We start from the raw sequence: 16,922 nt of genomic DNA, 5'->3' as shown, positions 1-16,922 counted from the left end.
TTTGGGGAGCAAAAAGCGGAAAGCAGAAAGCAAAAAGCCCTTATGGAGAAGATTTTCGGGGAGATTAGTTGGCCAATATTCGCTCACGTCTTCTCCACAATGGCTTTTTGCTTTCTGCTTTCCGCTTTCTGCTTGCTATAATAGCTTTTTGCTTTTTGCTTTCCGCTTTCCGCTCATTAGTTGTTAACTTTACGCCACTTATATAAACCGAGCAGATAAATGACGATTTCATACAACTGGCTATGTGATTACTTACCGGTAAAGCCTACACCGGAGGAACTGTCTACTATTTTAACCAGGATAGGACTGGAAGTAGAAAGCCTGGAAAAATTCGAAGCTGTAAAGGGAAGTCTGGCCGGATTGGTGATCGGAGAAGTGCTGACAGCAGAAAAACACCCGAATGCGGATAAACTGCGACTCACCACCGTGAACACCGGCAACGAGGAACCCCTACACATCGTTTGCGGCGCTCCCAACGTAGCAGTGGGACAAAAAGTAGTGGTAGCCCCCATTGGCGCCACCATTTACCCTATTGGCGGCGAACCCCTGACCATGAAAAAAGCAAAAATCCGTGGAGAAGAAAGCCAGGGAATGATTTGCGCTGAAGATGAAATAGGACTGGGCACCAGTCACGATGGCATTATGGTACTGGATGCCGGCCTGCAACCCGGCACCCCCGCCAGCGAAGTGTTTAAGCCCGCAAAGGACTACATTTATGAAATAGGCCTTACGCCTAACCGTATGGACGCCATGAGCCATATAGGGGTGGCAAAGGACGTATGCGCCTTCCTCAATAACATAGAGCATACCCACAAATACCAGGTACAGCTGCCGGAAATAAAAGCGCTGCCCCAGGCGGCAACACCTTTATCCATCAGCGTTACTATCGACAACACTGATGCATGCCCCCGTTATAGCGGCATTTCCATCACCGGCGTACAGGTAGGCCCTTCCCCCGAATGGCTCAAAACCAGGCTCAGTACCATCGGCGTTCGCCCGATCAACAATATTGTGGATATCACCAACTTCGTGCTGCACGAAACCGGTCAGCCGCTGCACGCCTTCGATGCTACGGCTATCAAAGGCAATGCGGTCGTAGTAAAAAACCTCCCGGCCGGCACTCCGTTCGTGACCCTCGATGAAAAAGAAAGGAAACTGGATGCTTCCGACCTGATGATCTGCAATGGCGCCGGCGAAGGCATGTGCATTGCAGGCGTCTTCGGCGGCCTGCATTCCGGCGTATCTGATGCCACGCAAAGCATTTTCCTGGAAAGCGCCTTTTTCAGCGCCGGCGGTATACGGACAACCTCCTTCCGCCATGGACTGCGCACCGACGCAGCCTCCCGCTTTGAAAAAGGAGTGGATATCTCCAACGTGGTATTGGCCCTGCAACGCGCGGCAGCCCTCATCTGTGAGCTGGCCGGCGGAAAAGCAGCTTCCGGTATTGTGGATGTATATCCTTCCGTGAAAGTAAAAACACAGGTAGAAACCACTTATAGCTATATCCGCAAACTGAGCGGCAGCCACTACCCGGCAGATAAAATCAAGAATATCCTCCGTAGCCTGGGCTTCGATATCCTCTCCGAATCAGCAGAGGGACTTCGTGTAGCCGTGCCTTTCAGCAAGCCGGATATCAGCCTGCCGGCCGACCTGGTGGAAGAGGTAATGCGTATTGACGGACTCGACAATATTGAAATTCCTTCTAAAATATCCATCTCTCCCGCCTTATCCGGCCAGCCGGATGCAGAACGGGTGAAAGAAAAAATAGCCGATTACCTCGCCGGTAACGGTTTCAACGAAATCTTCACCAACTCCATTACCAACAGTAAGTACTATACGCCGGAAGTACTGGAGCATACGGTAAAAATGATGAACAGCCTCACCGTGGAGCTGGACATCATGCGCCCTTCCATGCTGGAAACCGGCCTGGAAAGCATTGCCCATAACCTGAACCGCAAAAACGAAGACCTCCTGTTCTTCGAATTCGGAAAAACATACCGCGTACTGGAAAAAGGCTATGGTGAAAATAACCACCTGGTCCTGTACCTGACCGGTAAGAAAACAGCCGAAACCTGGATGCACAAATCCAGCCCGGTGGATTTCTACTTCCTGAAGGGTTTTGTGATTAATATCCTCCAACAACTAGGTTATAAGCAACTTACCTGGGCCGAAAGCGCCGAACCTGGCCTACAGCCATCCTGGGAAATCAAGATAAAAAACCAGGTGGTTGTTACCCTCGGAGGCGTTGCCACAGCGAAGTTGAAGCAGTTTGACATCCGTCAGCCAGTATGGTATGCTACCTTCAATTGGGATAAAATACTGGGACTCTTGCAAAAAAGTGATAACTTTTACAAGGAAATACCACGCTTCCCGGCTGTCAGAAGAGACCTGGCGCTTGTACTTGACAAACAGGTACAATTTGCCTCCGTTGAAACGGCCGCCCGCAGCGTGAAGTCTGGATTGTTACAACAAGTGAACCTGTTCGATGTATTTGAGAGCGAAAAACTGGGAGCCAACAAGAAGTCTTACGCCGTAAGCTTCACCTTCCTGGATCCACAGAAAACGCTGACTGACAAAGAGATTGACAGTGTAATGGAGAAACTCATCAAAACATTTGAAACACAGTTACAAGCGGAAATCAGAAAATAAGTAATACGGATGATTCTGGAGCAATACATTCAACGCGTAGAAGAGAAGCTGCACCTGCTGGTTAAGAAACTGCAACAGGTGCAGGCGGAGAATGTATTGCTGAAAGAAGAAGTTCATACACAGCAACAGGCGCTGCAACAGCAGCAACAGTCGCTACAAAACCTGGAAGAAAGACTGCAACTAATGAAAATTGCATCTACTGCCCAGGGAGGTACCACCATAGCAGCCGAAGATGACGCTTTCAGAAAGGAAATCCGGGGCAAAATCAACGATTATATCAAAGAAATTGACCGCTGTATCGCTTTACTGAACAGTTGATAAAAAATCATACATGGAAACACTCATTCCCATAAACATTGTCGTATCCGACCGTTCTTACCGTATCAAGATAAAACCGGAAGAGGAGGAAGAGGTGCGTCGTATTATGAAAGAAGTGAATGAGAAAATTGTCGATTTTAAAACGTCCTATGCGGGAAAAGACCTACAGGACTATATTGCTATGGCCCTGATTATGTACGCTACACACCCTGTAACCAGCGGCGGTAAAGCTCAGGCAAGCACTGCTCCTTTTTTACAGGAGAAGCTGGAAAAGCTGGAAGAAATTATCAACCAGGCCTTGGGATGACCACGTTACCCATTGCTTAACAACGAATTAGCTAATTAGTTAATTATCACGTATCAAAGACGCTTTAACTGCTATTTTTTTGTATTTTCGCGGGTCAGTTCTCGCCCCTGTTGTGTTTTAGCAGCAAGCTGGGTATGAGAATACTACATAAATCAAGTATAAATAATTCATATGGATGTTACACTTATCACGACAATAACTGCAATAGTGGCATTGGTCATTGGGATTGCGCTGGGTAAGGTGATTTTTGCCAAAAATACGCAGCATAAAATAGATGAAGCGGAGCAACAGGCTAAAAAAATCATTGCAGACGCACAGGTTAGTGCCGAAAATCTGAAAAAAGACCGCTTACTGGAAGCGAAGGAAAAATACCTGCAACTCAAGAGCGAGTACGACAAGGACGTACTGCAACGTAATCAGAAACTGGCCGAGTCAGAAAATCGTATCAAACAGAAAGAACTACAACTCAACCAGAAAAACGAGCAGGTTCAGAAACAAATCAACGAGAACGACGCTATCAAGGAAACCCTGAACCGTCAAATGGAACTGGTAACCATTAAGCGTACAGAACTCGAAAAACACCAGGAAGAGCATATCCGCCGCCTCGAAAAAGTTGCCGGCTTAACTGCAGAAGAAGCAAAACACCAGCTGGTAGAAAGCCTGAAGGAAGAAGCCCGTTCACAGGCCTTGTCCCATATCCAGGAAATCATTGAAGACGCCAAGCTGAAAGCCAACAAGGAAGCCAAGAAAATCATTATCCAGTCTATTCAGCGCACCGCTGCTGAGCAAACCATCGAAAATACCATCACCGTATTTACCCTGGAAAGCGATGAAATCAAAGGCCAGATCATTGGCCGTGAAGGTCGTAACATCCGCGCCATCGAAGCGGCTACCGGTGTTGACCTGATCGTAGACGATACCCCTGAAGCGATTGTACTATCGTCTTTCGACCCACTCCGCCGCGAAATAGCGCGCCTGTCCCTGCAACGCCTGGTACAGGATGGACGTATTCACCCGGCCCGTATTGAGGAAGTAGTGGAAAAAACCAAGAAACAACTGGAAGAACAGGTAATGGACATCGGTGAAAGGACCGTGATAGAACTGGGTATCCATGGCCTCCATAAAGAACTGGTACGTTTGGTAGGTAAGATGCGTTTCCGCTCTTCCTACGGACAAAACCTGCTCATGCACTCCAAGGAAACGGCTAACCTCTGCGCCGTGATGGCAGCAGAACTGGGCTTAAACCCGAAACTGGCCAAACGTGCCGGCTTACTGCACGATATTGGTAAAGTACCTGATGAAGAAACTGAACTGAGCCACGCCCTCCTCGGCGCCAAGCTCGCTGAAAAATATGGCGAACATGCCGCTGTGGTAAACGCTATCGGCGCTCACCACGACGAAATGGAAATGCAATACGTGATTTCCCCGATCGTTCAGGCCTGCGATGCCATCAGTGGTGCACGCCCTGGCGCACGCCGCGAAATTATGCAGAGCTACCTGCAACGTATTAAAGACCTGGAAAACCTGGCCCTCGCACATGATGGTGTGGAAAAAGCCTATGCGATCCAGGCGGGTAGAGAATTGCGCATCATTGTAGAAAGTGAAAAAGTATCCGATGGCGATGCCGACCGTTTATCATTCGAAATCGCTAATAAGATACAAACAGAAATGCAGTATCCTGGCCAGATTAAAGTAACGGTGATCCGTGAAAAAAGAGCAGTGAATATAGCAAGATAATTTTCTGGTATAGAAATACAGGAAATTGACCTTATATTGGAGTCCTCCCCCGCCTTGGCGAGGGAGGACTTTTTTTATCGTATTCACTCTCTAAATCACTAAACTCAAACAGTGTTATGAAAAAAAATTGCCTAAAATTCGTACTGGGAGCCGCTCTCCTATTGGGCGCCGGCAGTGCGTCTGCGCAAAAAGCACAGTCTTTATTCAACGGAAAAAACCTGGATGGATGGAAAGTATATGGTACCGAAAAGTGGTATGTAGAAAAAGGAGAACTCATCTGTGAAAGCGGCCCCGATAAAGAATACGGCTACCTGGGTACCGATGGTCAATACAAAGATTTTGAGCTCACCGTACAGTTTAAACAGGAGGCTAATGGCAACAGCGGCGTATTCTTTCACTCGTCCCTGGAGGGCACTAAAATAACCGGCTGGCAGGCCGAAGTAGCGCCTCCCGGCTTACACACAGGCGGAATCTACGAATCCTATGGCCGTGGATGGCTGATACAACCCGATAAGGAAAAAGAACAATACCTGAAAATGGGCGAATGGAACACCATGAAAGTGAGGGTACAGGGTGATAATGTAACTACCTGGCTCAATGGTCATGAAATGATTACCCTGAAAGATGAAAAAATTGGCGCCGCCAATGGACAAATAGCCTTACAGATTCACTCTGGTGGCGGTATTAAGGTGAGATGGAAAAATATTAAGATCGTTCCGTTGAAATCCTGATAACAGCCCATATGTATTTTACCAATAAAGTAATACTTATCACAGGTGCCAGCTCGGGTATAGGTCACGAGCTGGCATTACTGCTGGCCAGGGAAAAGGCCCGGCTTATCCTGGCCGCCCGTAACCAGGCCGCCCTGGAAGCGGTTAGAAACGAATGCCTGGTATACACGCCCCATTGCGAAATCCTGCTGATGGATGTAACAGACGAAGACCAGGTAATAGCCGGCGCCCGGACTGCACTCAGCTTTTTTGGAAAAATAGATATCCTGGTAAACAATGCAGGTGTTACCCAACGCTCCAAGCTGATAGATACTTCTGTGGCCGCCGTCCGGCAGTTAATGGAGGTGAATTTCTTCGGCGCTGTCATGCTCACACAAGCCTTGTTGCCTCATTTCAAAGCGCAGGGCGGCGGACAAATTATTGTGATCAGCAGCATGGCAGGATTGATGGGATATCCCTGGCGCTCCGGGTACAATGCCGCCAAACATGCCCTGCAAGGGTATTTCGAAACCCTGCAAACAGAACAGCCTATTCCGGGGTTATATACTACCATTATTTGCCCCGGACGCATTCACACCCCCATTACCTATTCCGCTATTACCGCCGATGGCAGCCCCTATGGAAAAATGGATCCCTCTACAGCCAGAGGTATTTCCGTGCAACAGTGCGCCCAGCGCATATTGACCGCCATACGCCGGAAGAAAAAAGTAGTGCTCATAGCCCGGGAAGAAAGAATATTGCTCTGGTGCAAAAGATATTTTCCACCCCTGTTTTACATGATTGCCCATAAAGGGAATTAATTTGCAGCAAATTTTAATGACGTATGGACTCGTTACTGCAACAAATAGCGGCGGCTACTGCCTATCTGCAATCCTTTTCCTTTGAACAGCCACGTGTGGGCGTAGTGTTGGGAACAGGACTCGGAGAACTGGTAAATCATATCAAAATAGCACATTCCATTCCCTACCAGCAAATTCCGCATTTCCCGGAATCCACGGTAGAATCACATAAAGGCCACCTGATACTCGGCCATATTAACGATACGCCCGTTATTGCCATGCAGGGACGCTTTCATTACTATGAAGGCTATACGATGCAGCAAATCACCTTCCCCGTGCGCGTCATGAAAGCACTGGGTGTCCAGCAGCTGCTGCTCAGCAATGCAGCCGGCGGGATGAATCCCACCTTTAAAAAAGGAGATCTTATTTTATTGGACGATCATATCAACATGCAGCCGGAAAACCCGCTCCGTGGCCTCAATGCTGCCGCATATGGTCCCCGCTTCCCGGATATGAGCTGTCCCTATCATCCGGCGCTGGGCGCTCAAATACAGGCTGCCGCCACTTTACAGGGCGCTACCCTGAAAAAAGGCGTATACGTTTCCGTGATGGGACCTAACCTCGAAACAAGGGCGGAATATCGCTTTTTACGCATGATAGGCGCCGACCTGGTAGGGATGAGCACTGTGCCGGAGGTGATAGTCGCCAACCAGTTGCAACTGCCTTGCGCCGCGGTGTCGGTAGTAACAGATGAATGCGATCCCGACAACCTGCACCCTGTTTCTATTGAAGAAATTATCGCAGTAGCCGGCAAAGCAGATAAATTGCTGAGCCAGATTTTTGCTACCGTGATTGCAGGATTATAACATTTGCTATTACACAACGGCCACACTATGAAGGTGTGGCCGTTACTATGATCTACACTTATTTTCTTCTGTCGCCGGGATCTGTACTTTCGTCATCGTCTTCTTCGTCATCTTCCTCATCACCGTCGTCCTCTTCTTCATCGTCGTCTTCCTCTTCTTCATCCCAATCATCATCATCATCATCATCGTTTTCATCCTCATCTTCGTCCTCTTCCTCTTCTTCATTACCCGCATCAGGACCATTCACCTGTAATAATTTTTCCCCGAAAAGCCGCTCTTCAAATGAGTTGTCGAATTCCTCCAGGCCATCGTCCTCTTCCGGCTTTTCGTCTGTGTCTTCCTTTTTATCGGCTTCTTCTTCCGCTGCAGGGATGTTTGCTGTGGTATCCGCCATATGGGAGATAGCATCTTCCATGATGCCATCCGGATCTTCATTACTTTCCCCGTCAATTATTTCTTCATCTGGTGCTGCTTCGAGTTCGGGTGCGGGGATATTGGTAATTTCGGCACTCCCGGTTTCTTCATCGTTATTTTCCAGTTCCTCGTTGGCTTCTTCGATAAAATCATCGAGGCGCACAATTTCATCATCTGGTTCTACCTCTTCATCTTCCGAAGCAGGGTGCTCATCTTCAGGTGGAGCGGCGGCAACATGATCGAGCTGGTGATCGGGATCGAGTAATTCTCCATCTTCCGAAACCATCAGGGAATGAATACCTTCTGTATTACTCTGTTGACTATGTTCACCTCTGCCGAGGGTAGCTGTTTCGTCGCTGATCAGCGTGGGTTGTACGATTTCTTCATCAAACAGTTCTTTCAGCTTAGGCAGATCGGCTACAGAGGCGAGGCCAAAATAATCCATGAAAGAGCGGGACACAGCGTACAGCAGGGGTTTACCTGGTTGGTCTTCGCTACGGCCGGTAATAACGATCAACTCTTTTTCCAGGAGTTTCTGGATAGAGTAATCAGTACTTACGCCCCGGATGTATTCAATTTCTCCTTTGGAAATAGGCTGGCGGTAAGCAATAATAGCAAGGGTTTCCAGTGCTGCGGTAGACAGGCGTTTGAGGAATTTATCCCCGTTCAGCTGGGCTACTGTCTGGTAATATTCTTTCTTGGTAAGGAATTGATAGCCACCACCGCTACTACGTACTTCAAACGCATAAAACTCTGAGCTGTATTTTTCCCGGATGGCCTCCATGGCGGCTTCTACCTGATCCAGGTTGGTGCGGTCTTCCAGGAAAGCCAATGCATTGTTGAGCAGATCCACTATTTCCAGCAAAGGCAAGGGCCTGTCGGCGGCAAAAATTAATGCTTCCACGTGCGGGATGATCTGTGATATTTCCATACGTTAACAGGAGGTGGATTTTATAAAAAAAGGTCAAAGACCGAAAATACAGTCTTTGACCCTAATCTGAAAATATTAATTCAGTTGTTGACTTTAATGTTAAAAAGTGTCTTACACTGCTTATCCAGCCAATGCTGCAGCACCGCTCACGATTTCTGTCAGCTCGGTGGTAATTGCTGCCTGACGGGCGCGGTTGTAAGAGATCTTCAGGGAACGCAGCATTTCGCTGGCGTTTTCTGTTGCCTTGTCCATTGCAGTCATACGGGCGCCATGCTCAGAAGCATGTGAATCCAGGATGGCTTTAAAGAACTGGGTATTCAGAATTTTAGGCATCAGTTCTGCAATCAGGGTTTCTTTCTCAGGCTCGAAAATGAAGTCAGCTTTCAGACCGCTTTTATCCTGGTTTTCCACCTTAGCAATAGGCAGGAACTGTTCTGTTACAAATAGTTGTGTAGCGGCGTTTTTAAATTCGCTGTACACAATTTCCACTGCATCATAAGTACCGTTGGTAAAACCATTCAGGGCTACTGCTGCAGCTTCTTTTACGTGATCAAAAGTAAGGCTGGAGAAAATCTGCCAGAATTGGCCATTTACTTTATAACCGTTTTGCATAAAGTGCTCGTAGCCTTTTTTACCAATTGGTAACAGTTCTACGTTGCCTTTCTCAAACTGTTCTGTGTACTTTTCGCGGATCACGCGTTTAGCCGTTTTGATCAGGTTAGAGTTGAAAGCACCGCACAAACCTCTGTCAGACGTAATAACCACGATCAATACTTTTTCAACAGGGCGCTGTGCCGCCAGTGGTGTATTGATATTGCCTTCGCTGTTGGAAACAATATTCTGTAACATTTCCTGGAGCTTTACAGCATAAGGGCGCATCAGCATGATAGCATCCTGGGCGCGTCTTAATTTAGCAGCACTTACCATTTTCATGGCTTTGGTGATCTGCTGACCAGATTGAATAGATTTGATTCGGTTACGAACTTCTTTAAGCTGTCCGGACATATTATAAAAATCAATTACAAATTACGAATTATCAATTGCCAATGCAGGGATAGCCTCCTGAATTTGGCTGCAAAGGTAAGTAATGCCCGTTTAATTTGAAAATCCGTAGAAAGATAATTTAAACTTTCTTTATGGTATTTGTAATCAATATATTACAAATAATGAAATTTACAGCGTTATACTGGTTCCCAGCACCTGTAAAAATGCGGCTATCCATTGCGGATGAGCAGGCCATGCGGGTGCCGTCACCAGTTTACCATCTACCACTGCCTCATATACATTCACTGATACATAGGTACCACCTGCGGCCGTGACTTCAGGTGCTACTGCAGGGTAAGCGGTTAATTTTTTGCCGCGCACCACGTCGGCTGCTGTCAGGATCTGGATACCATGACATACTGCCGCCACGGGTTTATCTTCCAGGAAAAAGTGTTTTACCAGCTCCAGCACGTTCTTATTTAAACGCAGGTATTCCGGCGCCCGGCCACCGGCAATAACGAGGGCATCATAATCGGCGCCTGCAACATCGTTGAAAGTGGCGTTGAGTACAAAACCATGTCCTGGCTTTTCGCTATAGGTTTGATCGCCCTCAAAATCATGGATCGCTGTTTTGATTTTATCGCCGGCTGCTTTATCCGGACAAACAGCATGTACATCATGGCCGATCATCTGCAGCATCTGGAAAGGTACCATGGTTTCATAATCCTCTGCATAATCACCGGTAAGTAGCAATATCTTTTTCTGTGCCATAGGACGAAAGGTTTTTTGAGTTAATGAAGATAAGCAAAAAGCAGCAGGCAGAAAGCAAAAAGCCATTGAGGCGAATGATCAAAGCGAATATTAAAAATCGCCAAGGTCATTCGCCTCAATAGCCTTTTGTTTTAAGCTTTAAGCTTTCTGTTGCTACTAGTAGCCAGGATTCTGTGGGAACGGATTAGACGATCTGTCTATCTGGTCCTGTGGAATTGGGCGTAGTACATGTTTAGGTTGAATGTTGGGTCCCCCTTCGGTATTATGTAGTTGTACTCTTTCCAGCAATTTGTGGGTACGGGTCAGGTCAAACCAGCGCATTTGCTCGCCTACCAGCTCCCGTCCTCTTTCGTCGAGTATAAAGTCGATGGTCATATCGGATGCTTTAACGGTGAGCGCATCGCGATTGGCCTGTGTTTCGACTGGTGTAGCACCTACCCGGGCGGCTCTCCAGCGTACTATGTTTACCAGGTCGGCGGCGCCCTGATTATCCCCCTGCATCATTTTGGCTTCTGCTTCGATCAGGTAAGCTTCTGCGAGACGGAAAGCGATAAAGGGCCTTACACCCGAAGCCTGGTTATCCGGGCGTAGGGAATCGGCAAACTTATTCAGGGAAGGATACAGGCGTTCGGTATACAGCCTAGGCGGCACCAGCATGTATTTTTTACTCTCTATTTCTGCTTTGGTAACATCATAGCCTGGCAGGTATACGGCGGTATCTCCTACATTTAACTTGGAGGTAGCGGTATTGGCGTACCATACGGTAGTAAAGAACTTTTCGTAACGTACATCATGTACGCGGTCTTTATACAGCGTGTCGATCAGGAATTTTGTAGGGCGGAAACGCTTCCAGGGCGTGCCATTAGGCAGATCACGTTTCATACCGGCCAATACATCGTACTGCATCAGGAAAAAGCGGCAGGCATTATTGTCAGGATAACCATACAGCGGATCGGCGGTGTATTGCGCGGCAAATACTGTTTCTGAATTATTTTCCTTGCCCTGCGCCCATACCTGTCCGGGATCATCCAGCAGGCGGAATCCGAAATTTTTGATCACTTGGTCGGCATATTTCGCAGCATCGGCATAATCTGTCGGTTTAGCCTGGGGCGAAGAAGCGCGGGTGAGGTATACCCTGGCCAGCAGGTGTTCAGCAGCCGCTTTGGTAGCCCGTCCCCAGTTGGCAGCAGCTGCCGGCAAGTCTTTATCAGCCGCCAGCAGGTCGGCGATCACAGCATCGTATACAGCGGCAACGCTGTCGCGGTGCGATTCCGTTACAATCTTAGTATTCTCATGTAGCTGTAAGGGTATGGCCCCAAACATTTCCATCAGGATAAAATGGTAATGCGCGCGGCAGAACAACGCCTCTGCTACGCCTGTTTTTTTGGTGGCATCATCGAGCCCCGGGATGTTATTGGCCCGGTCTACCACCACATTACAGGTATTGATGGTTTGATAAAAGCTGTTCCATACTTCCCTCACATGGTCGTAGCGGGCATCCAGCTGCGAAGTATATTGACTGGTAAATTTGTAGTTACCATCGGAGCCATTGGTATAAATATCTGTACCGGTTTCTGTTAGCGTCATCCCTCTTTCCGTACTGTAAAAGTTACGCATCGCCACATAGGAGCCGGTAACGGCGGTTTGAAATCCGGCTTTGGTATTATAAAAATCGTCTGTCACATTGGTGACTACTTTTTCATCCAGCATTTTGTTACAGGAGCTTACTGCAAAAGCCAGTAACATGATAGGCACTATATATTTCATAACGTTTTCCTTTTAAGAGTTGATTAAAATCTCGCATTCAATCCAAATTGCAACATCCAGGTGGCTGGTGCATCAATACCGATTACATTCACATCTTCCGGATCTATTCCTTTCCACTGTTGGCGGTAAGGTGCAATGATCAGCGGCTGCTTCACTCCTACGCTAAAGCGTAATTCCTGCATCTGCATCCGTTTTACGAGTGCATCCGGCAAGCTATAAGCCAGGGTGATATTCCTGATTTTGAAGTAAGAGCCATCAAAATAGCTGAGCGACTGGTAGTTGCTGGGTCTTTCCTGGTTGGCATTGGGCCTTGGAAAATCGTTGGTAGGATTGGAAGGCGTGTTATAATCAATGTTCAGGTTATTGTAACGACCAAAGAGGGTATTATAGTTAGAGTAAAAATCACTCCGTATCATACTGCCTATGCGGGCAAATGCTACGATCGACAATTCAAAACCTTTATAAGAAAAGCGTTGGGTGGTACCGGCCGACCATTTAGGTTCCGGGGAACCCAGTATCTGCCTGTCTTTGGCATCGATCGTGCTGTCTTTGTTCACATCTTCCAGCCGGATCTCTCCTGGTTTTACGCCATATTTAGCGGCAAGCTTAGCGTCTTCCACCTGCCAGATACCTGTCTTTTTAAAGTCGTAATAGACATAAGTAGGCTGACCTACAAACCAGCCATTACCCACGTCTGCACTTCTTCCACCGCCAATAGAAAGGATCTTGGAGCGGTTCCTGAAAACGTTTGCATCCATCTTCCAGCTAAAGCCTTTAGGGTTGTCGATGATGATAGCAGAGAGTCCTACTTCCCATCCACGGTTCCTCGAAGTGCCCAGGTTTTCCAGTACCTGGTTGAAGCCATTGCTGAAGGGCAGCAGGTGCGGCATCAGGAGGTCGGTGGTTTTCTGGTTATACCATTCCACCACACCGGTAATGCGGCCATTGAAGAAGCCGAAATCCAGGCCTATATCAGTGGAAGTAGTGGTTTCCCAGGTCAGGTTAGGATTGCGCAAATCTCCCGGTACAAAGCCCAGGGAGCCCTTTCCACCGTAGGAGTAAGGGATCCTGGTCAACAATCCCTGCGTAGCATAAGGGTTGATACCGGTGTTACCGATACGGCCATAGCTGGCGCGGAGCTTTAAGTTATCGAGGGTATGCTGGTTTTTGAAGGGGGCTTCGTTGATAATATTCCAGGCTACTGCTATGGAAGGGAAGTAACCCCATTTTTTCCCGGGTGCAAAACGGGAAGAGCCGTCGGCGCGGAGGGTGAGTGTTAACAGGTAACGATCGTCGTAACCATAGTTAATACGTCCCATGTAAGAGAGGATAGTCCAGGTACTGAGACTGCTGGTTACGCCTGTTACGGAGAGCGCTTGTCCCAGGTTAAAATATTGCTGTGTTTCCACCGGGATCCCTCTTACGTTGGTGGTCATGACATCAGCTGTTTGCCGTTGTACGCTGTACAAGCCAGTAGCAGCGAGATTATGCTTTTTGATAGACTTGTTATAAGTCAACACGTTTTCAATGGTATAAGCCAGGGTGGATGCGTTGCCTTTGCTGGCCTGTGCGTCGCCACCACCTATCAGCAGGTTGGTATTGTTTTTACCCTGGAAAAGGCCATAGTTGTAGTATTGCAGGTCTGGACCTACGTTCAGCCGGTATTTCAGGCCATTAACGATTTCCACTTCTCCGTACAAACTGGTAAAGAGGCGGAAACGTTTCATCAGCTCCACGCGGTTACCGGGTACATAATCCAGTAGTGGATTGGGTTGCTGGCTATCGCCGGTAGGCAGGATAATGAGGTTGCCTTTATCATCGTAGGGCGATGCGATAGGCAGCATTTTCAAGGCATTATCGATACCATTATAAGTTTCGCCGTTGCGCAGGCTGTAAGCGCCTAACAGGGATGCCCCTACGCGTACCCGGCTGCCTATCATCTGGTCGATGCCCAGGTTGATGTTATAGCGTTCGTAGCTCTGTAATTTCAATACGCCCTGGTCTTTAAAGTATCCGAGTCCCACGGTATACTTGGTTCTTTCCGAGCCGCCAGCTACAGAGATAGCGTGGTTGGTTTGGTATCCCGGGGAGATCATGAGCTTTTGCCAGTCAACATTTGTTCCTTTTTTAATATTGGCCAGTTCGGTGGCATTAAAGATAACGGCGTCGGAAGAGTCGCGGTTATTATCGTTATACTTGCCGATGGTGCGGTTGGCTTCACGGCGCATTTCAATGAAGTGGTTGGCATCCATCATATCTGTTTCGCCCAGCTGTTGTACATAACCGTAGGAGCCGCTGTAGGATACCACGGGTTTACTCAGCTTACCGCGTTGAGTAGTAATGAGCACAACGCCGTTGGCGCCTCTGGAACCATAAATGGCTGTGGCTGAGGCATCTTTCAAAATATCCATCGATTGTATTACTCCTGTACCGATATCGCTGAGATTACCAGCGTACGGAATACCATCTACCACGTAGAGCGGGTCGTTGCCGGCCGACAGAGATCGGGTACCGCGGATACGTACCTGTGGTTCGTCGCCGGGTTTGGCGCTATTGTTAATAACTTCCACGCCGGGAGCGCGGCCTTGGAGGGCTTGTTGCGGATTGGTAACCGGTACGTCCTGTATGGCTTTGGTGCCTACCGAGGAGATGGCGCCGGTTACATCTTTTTTCTTCTGCTGGCCATACCCTACAACTACGATTTCTTCCAGTTTTTTACGGTCTTCCTGCAGGATGACCGGGATGATAGTGCGACCTTTGATAGGTTCTTCTACCGATGAAAAACCAATAAAAGTGAATACCAACGTGGCATTAGCCGGGTCTTTCACCTGTAGCCGGTAATGTCCTTTGGCATCTGTTTGTGTGCCGGAACTCCTTCCTTTAATAGAAACAGTTACCCCTACAAGAGGCGTTTTTTGGGCGTCCAGTACATTTCCCTCCACCGTAGAGGAATTTCCCTGTGCCATGGTGAGTTGCTGAAATAGCAGACATGCTATCATACAGACAAAACGTGAGAAAGATCTTTTCATAACGTAGTTTGTGATAAGTGGAATAAAGGATACTTAGTTAGATTTTGGCCCGTCGCTTCAGGTTCTTCGATGAACCAAAATAAGACAATTTTACATTTTTGCAATCGTTTGCAAACTTTATTTTAAAAATCGTGATAATCATCGGTCCCGGGGACCACCTACGTCATATATGTAAAATAAAAATGTTTTGCAATCGGTTGTAGAAATCATTTCCATTGATTATTTTGGGCTTCTTATTCCTTTTTAGTTATGAAAAAAGTGATCCTTTTATGCGGCTCCCTGCTATGTATGTATGGCGGCCTATATGCCCAAAAAGCCCAGTGGCACCAACTTTTCAATGGTAAAGACCTGAAAGGCTGGAAACAGCTGGGAGGTGAGGCAAAATACAATGCCCAGAACGGTGAAATTGTGGGTACCACGGTAATGAATACACCAAATTCATTCCTGGCCACAGAGAAAGAGTACGGGGACTTTATTCTGGAGTTGGAATTCAAGCTGGGAAAGGAATTTAACTCCGGCATCCAATTCCGCAGCCAGAGCAGGCCCGACTACCAGAACGGACGTGTATTCGGCTACCAGATGGAAATAGACCCATCTGACCGCAAATGGAGCGGTGGTATTTATGAAGAAGGCCGCAGGGGCTGGCAATACCCGATGGAACTGAACCCGGCGGGACAGCAGGCGTTTAAAAAAGACGGCTGGAATAAATACCGTATAGAGTGCCGGGGCAATGAAATGCGTACCTGGGTAAATGGCGTGCCTACTGCTCACCTGGTGGATACCGCCCTGCCTAAGGGCTTTATCGCCCTCCAGGTGCATGGTATCGGCAAAAAAGCAGAAGATGATAATAAAAATATCTACTGGAAAAATATCCGGATCATCGAAAACCCGGCTCCTTCCCAGTATTCGCCCTACGATAATATCTACGTAGTTAACAACGTGGATAACACCATTTCCGGCCAGGAAAAGAAAAACGGCTATCAACTGTTATGGGATGGCAAAACCTCCAAAGGCTGGAGAGGCGTGTACAAGAAAACTTTCCCAGACAAAGGCTGGGTGATCAACGACGGGGTATTGACCATCCAGCATTCCAATGGGGATGAGGAAGGCAGCGGCGGCGACATTGTCACCGAAAAACAATACGGCGCCTTTGAACTGGAATTTATGTTCAAACTCACGCCAGGCGCGAATAGCGGCGTAAAATACTTTGTGAGCGAAACCTATGAAACAGGGGGTAAGTCGGCTATCGGGCTTGAATACCAGGTATTAGATGACGAAAAGCACCCGGATGCCAAATTAGGACGCGATGGAAACCGCACGTTAGCAAGCCTTTACGATCTCATGACAAGAAAACAGGAAAAACGTGCCATCAACCCTATTGGAGAATGGAACAAAGGTCGTATTATTGTGTATCCAAATAACCACGTAGAGCATTGGTTAAATGGGTTTAAAGTGCTGGAATACGAGCGTGGCTCCCAAGCTTTCAAGGACCTGGTAGCTATCAGCAAGTATAAAAACTGGAAGAATTTTGGGTTGTGGCCGGAAGGACATATCCTGTTACAGGATCACGGTAATGAGGTTTCTTTCAAAAGTATTCGCATAAAAAATCTTAAGTAATATTTTTTATCTTTTTTTTCAT

At 47.6% G+C, this 16,922-nt stretch carries 13 protein-coding genes; 8 read left to right on the top strand and 5 right to left on the bottom strand.

The features are described 5' to 3' along the window. Positions 1-219 precede the first annotated feature (219 nt). From pheT to HGH90_RS12360, 7 genes are all read left to right on the top strand, one after another. Positions 220-2,649, top strand: a complete 2,430-nt coding sequence (gene pheT, locus HGH90_RS12390; RefSeq protein ID WP_169191223.1) for a phenylalanine--tRNA ligase subunit beta — start codon at positions 220-222, stop codon at positions 2,647-2,649. Between the two features lie 9 nt (positions 2,650-2,658). After that, positions 2,659-2,967 carry a hypothetical protein gene (locus tag HGH90_RS12385; RefSeq protein ID WP_169191222.1) on the top strand — a complete coding sequence of 103 codons (309 nt, stop codon included), beginning with the start codon at positions 2,659-2,661 and terminating at the stop codon, positions 2,965-2,967. Positions 2,968-2,980: 13 nt separating this feature from the next. After that, on the top strand, positions 2,981-3,274 hold the full coding sequence (locus HGH90_RS12380; RefSeq protein ID WP_145664013.1) for a cell division protein ZapA: 294 nt from the start codon (positions 2,981-2,983) through the stop codon (positions 3,272-3,274). 171 nt (positions 3,275-3,445) lie between these two features. Next, complete coding sequence (gene rny, locus HGH90_RS12375) at positions 3,446-5,011, top strand: ribonuclease Y (RefSeq protein WP_169191221.1); 1,566 nt, start codon at positions 3,446-3,448, stop codon at positions 5,009-5,011. Positions 5,012-5,127: 116 nt separating this feature from the next. Further along, positions 5,128-5,742 carry a DUF1080 domain-containing protein gene (locus HGH90_RS12370; RefSeq protein WP_145663996.1) on the top strand — a complete coding sequence of 205 codons (615 nt, stop codon included), beginning with the start codon at positions 5,128-5,130 and terminating at the stop codon, positions 5,740-5,742. An 11-nt stretch (positions 5,743-5,753) separates the two neighbouring features. Beyond that, positions 5,754-6,542 carry an SDR family oxidoreductase gene (locus HGH90_RS12365; protein ID WP_169191220.1) on the top strand — a complete coding sequence of 263 codons (789 nt, stop codon included), beginning with the start codon at positions 5,754-5,756 and terminating at the stop codon, positions 6,540-6,542. Positions 6,543-6,565: 23 nt separating this feature from the next. Beyond that, positions 6,566-7,387 (top strand): purine-nucleoside phosphorylase, encoded by an 822-nt coding sequence (locus HGH90_RS12360; RefSeq protein WP_169191219.1) that lies wholly within the window; start codon positions 6,566-6,568, stop codon positions 7,385-7,387. Positions 7,388-7,445: 58 nt separating this feature from the next. Here HGH90_RS12360 and scpB read toward each other — a convergent pair whose 3' ends face one another. From scpB to HGH90_RS12335, 5 genes are all read right to left on the bottom strand, one after another. Further along, positions 7,446-8,732: an SMC-Scp complex subunit ScpB gene (gene scpB, locus HGH90_RS12355; protein WP_169191218.1), complete on the bottom strand. Its 1,287-nt coding sequence runs from the start codon at positions 8,730-8,732 to the stop codon at positions 7,446-7,448. Between the two features lie 120 nt (positions 8,733-8,852). Next, positions 8,853-9,737 carry an ATP synthase F1 subunit gamma gene (gene atpG / locus HGH90_RS12350; RefSeq protein ID WP_168761739.1) on the bottom strand — a complete coding sequence of 295 codons (885 nt, stop codon included), beginning with the start codon at positions 9,735-9,737 and terminating at the stop codon, positions 8,853-8,855. A 168-nt stretch (positions 9,738-9,905) separates the two neighbouring features. After that, positions 9,906-10,487 (bottom strand): DJ-1/PfpI family protein, encoded by a 582-nt coding sequence (locus HGH90_RS12345; protein ID WP_168761738.1) that lies wholly within the window; start codon positions 10,485-10,487, stop codon positions 9,906-9,908. A gap of 156 nt (positions 10,488-10,643) precedes the next feature. Further along, the gene (locus HGH90_RS12340) at positions 10,644-12,254 is read right to left on the bottom strand and encodes a RagB/SusD family nutrient uptake outer membrane protein (RefSeq protein WP_169191217.1); all 1,611 of its coding nucleotides are present in this window, start codon (positions 12,252-12,254) and stop codon (positions 10,644-10,646) included. A gap of 23 nt (positions 12,255-12,277) precedes the next feature. After that, the gene (locus HGH90_RS12335) at positions 12,278-15,283 is read right to left on the bottom strand and encodes a SusC/RagA family TonB-linked outer membrane protein (protein ID WP_169191216.1); all 3,006 of its coding nucleotides are present in this window, start codon (positions 15,281-15,283) and stop codon (positions 12,278-12,280) included. Between the two features lie 249 nt (positions 15,284-15,532). Between HGH90_RS12335 and HGH90_RS12330 the strand changes: the two genes are divergently transcribed. Continuing rightward, entirely contained in the window at positions 15,533-16,900 is a 1,368-nt protein-coding gene (locus HGH90_RS12330; RefSeq protein ID WP_168761735.1) for a DUF1080 domain-containing protein, read from the top strand. The last annotated feature ends 22 nt before the right edge of the window (positions 16,901-16,922 follow it).

It is taken from the genome of Chitinophaga sp. Ak27, assembly GCF_012726295.1.
Classification (GTDB): domain Bacteria; phylum Bacteroidota; class Bacteroidia; order Chitinophagales; family Chitinophagaceae; genus Chitinophaga.
This window is presented reverse-complemented; position numbering and strand designations above follow the sequence as displayed.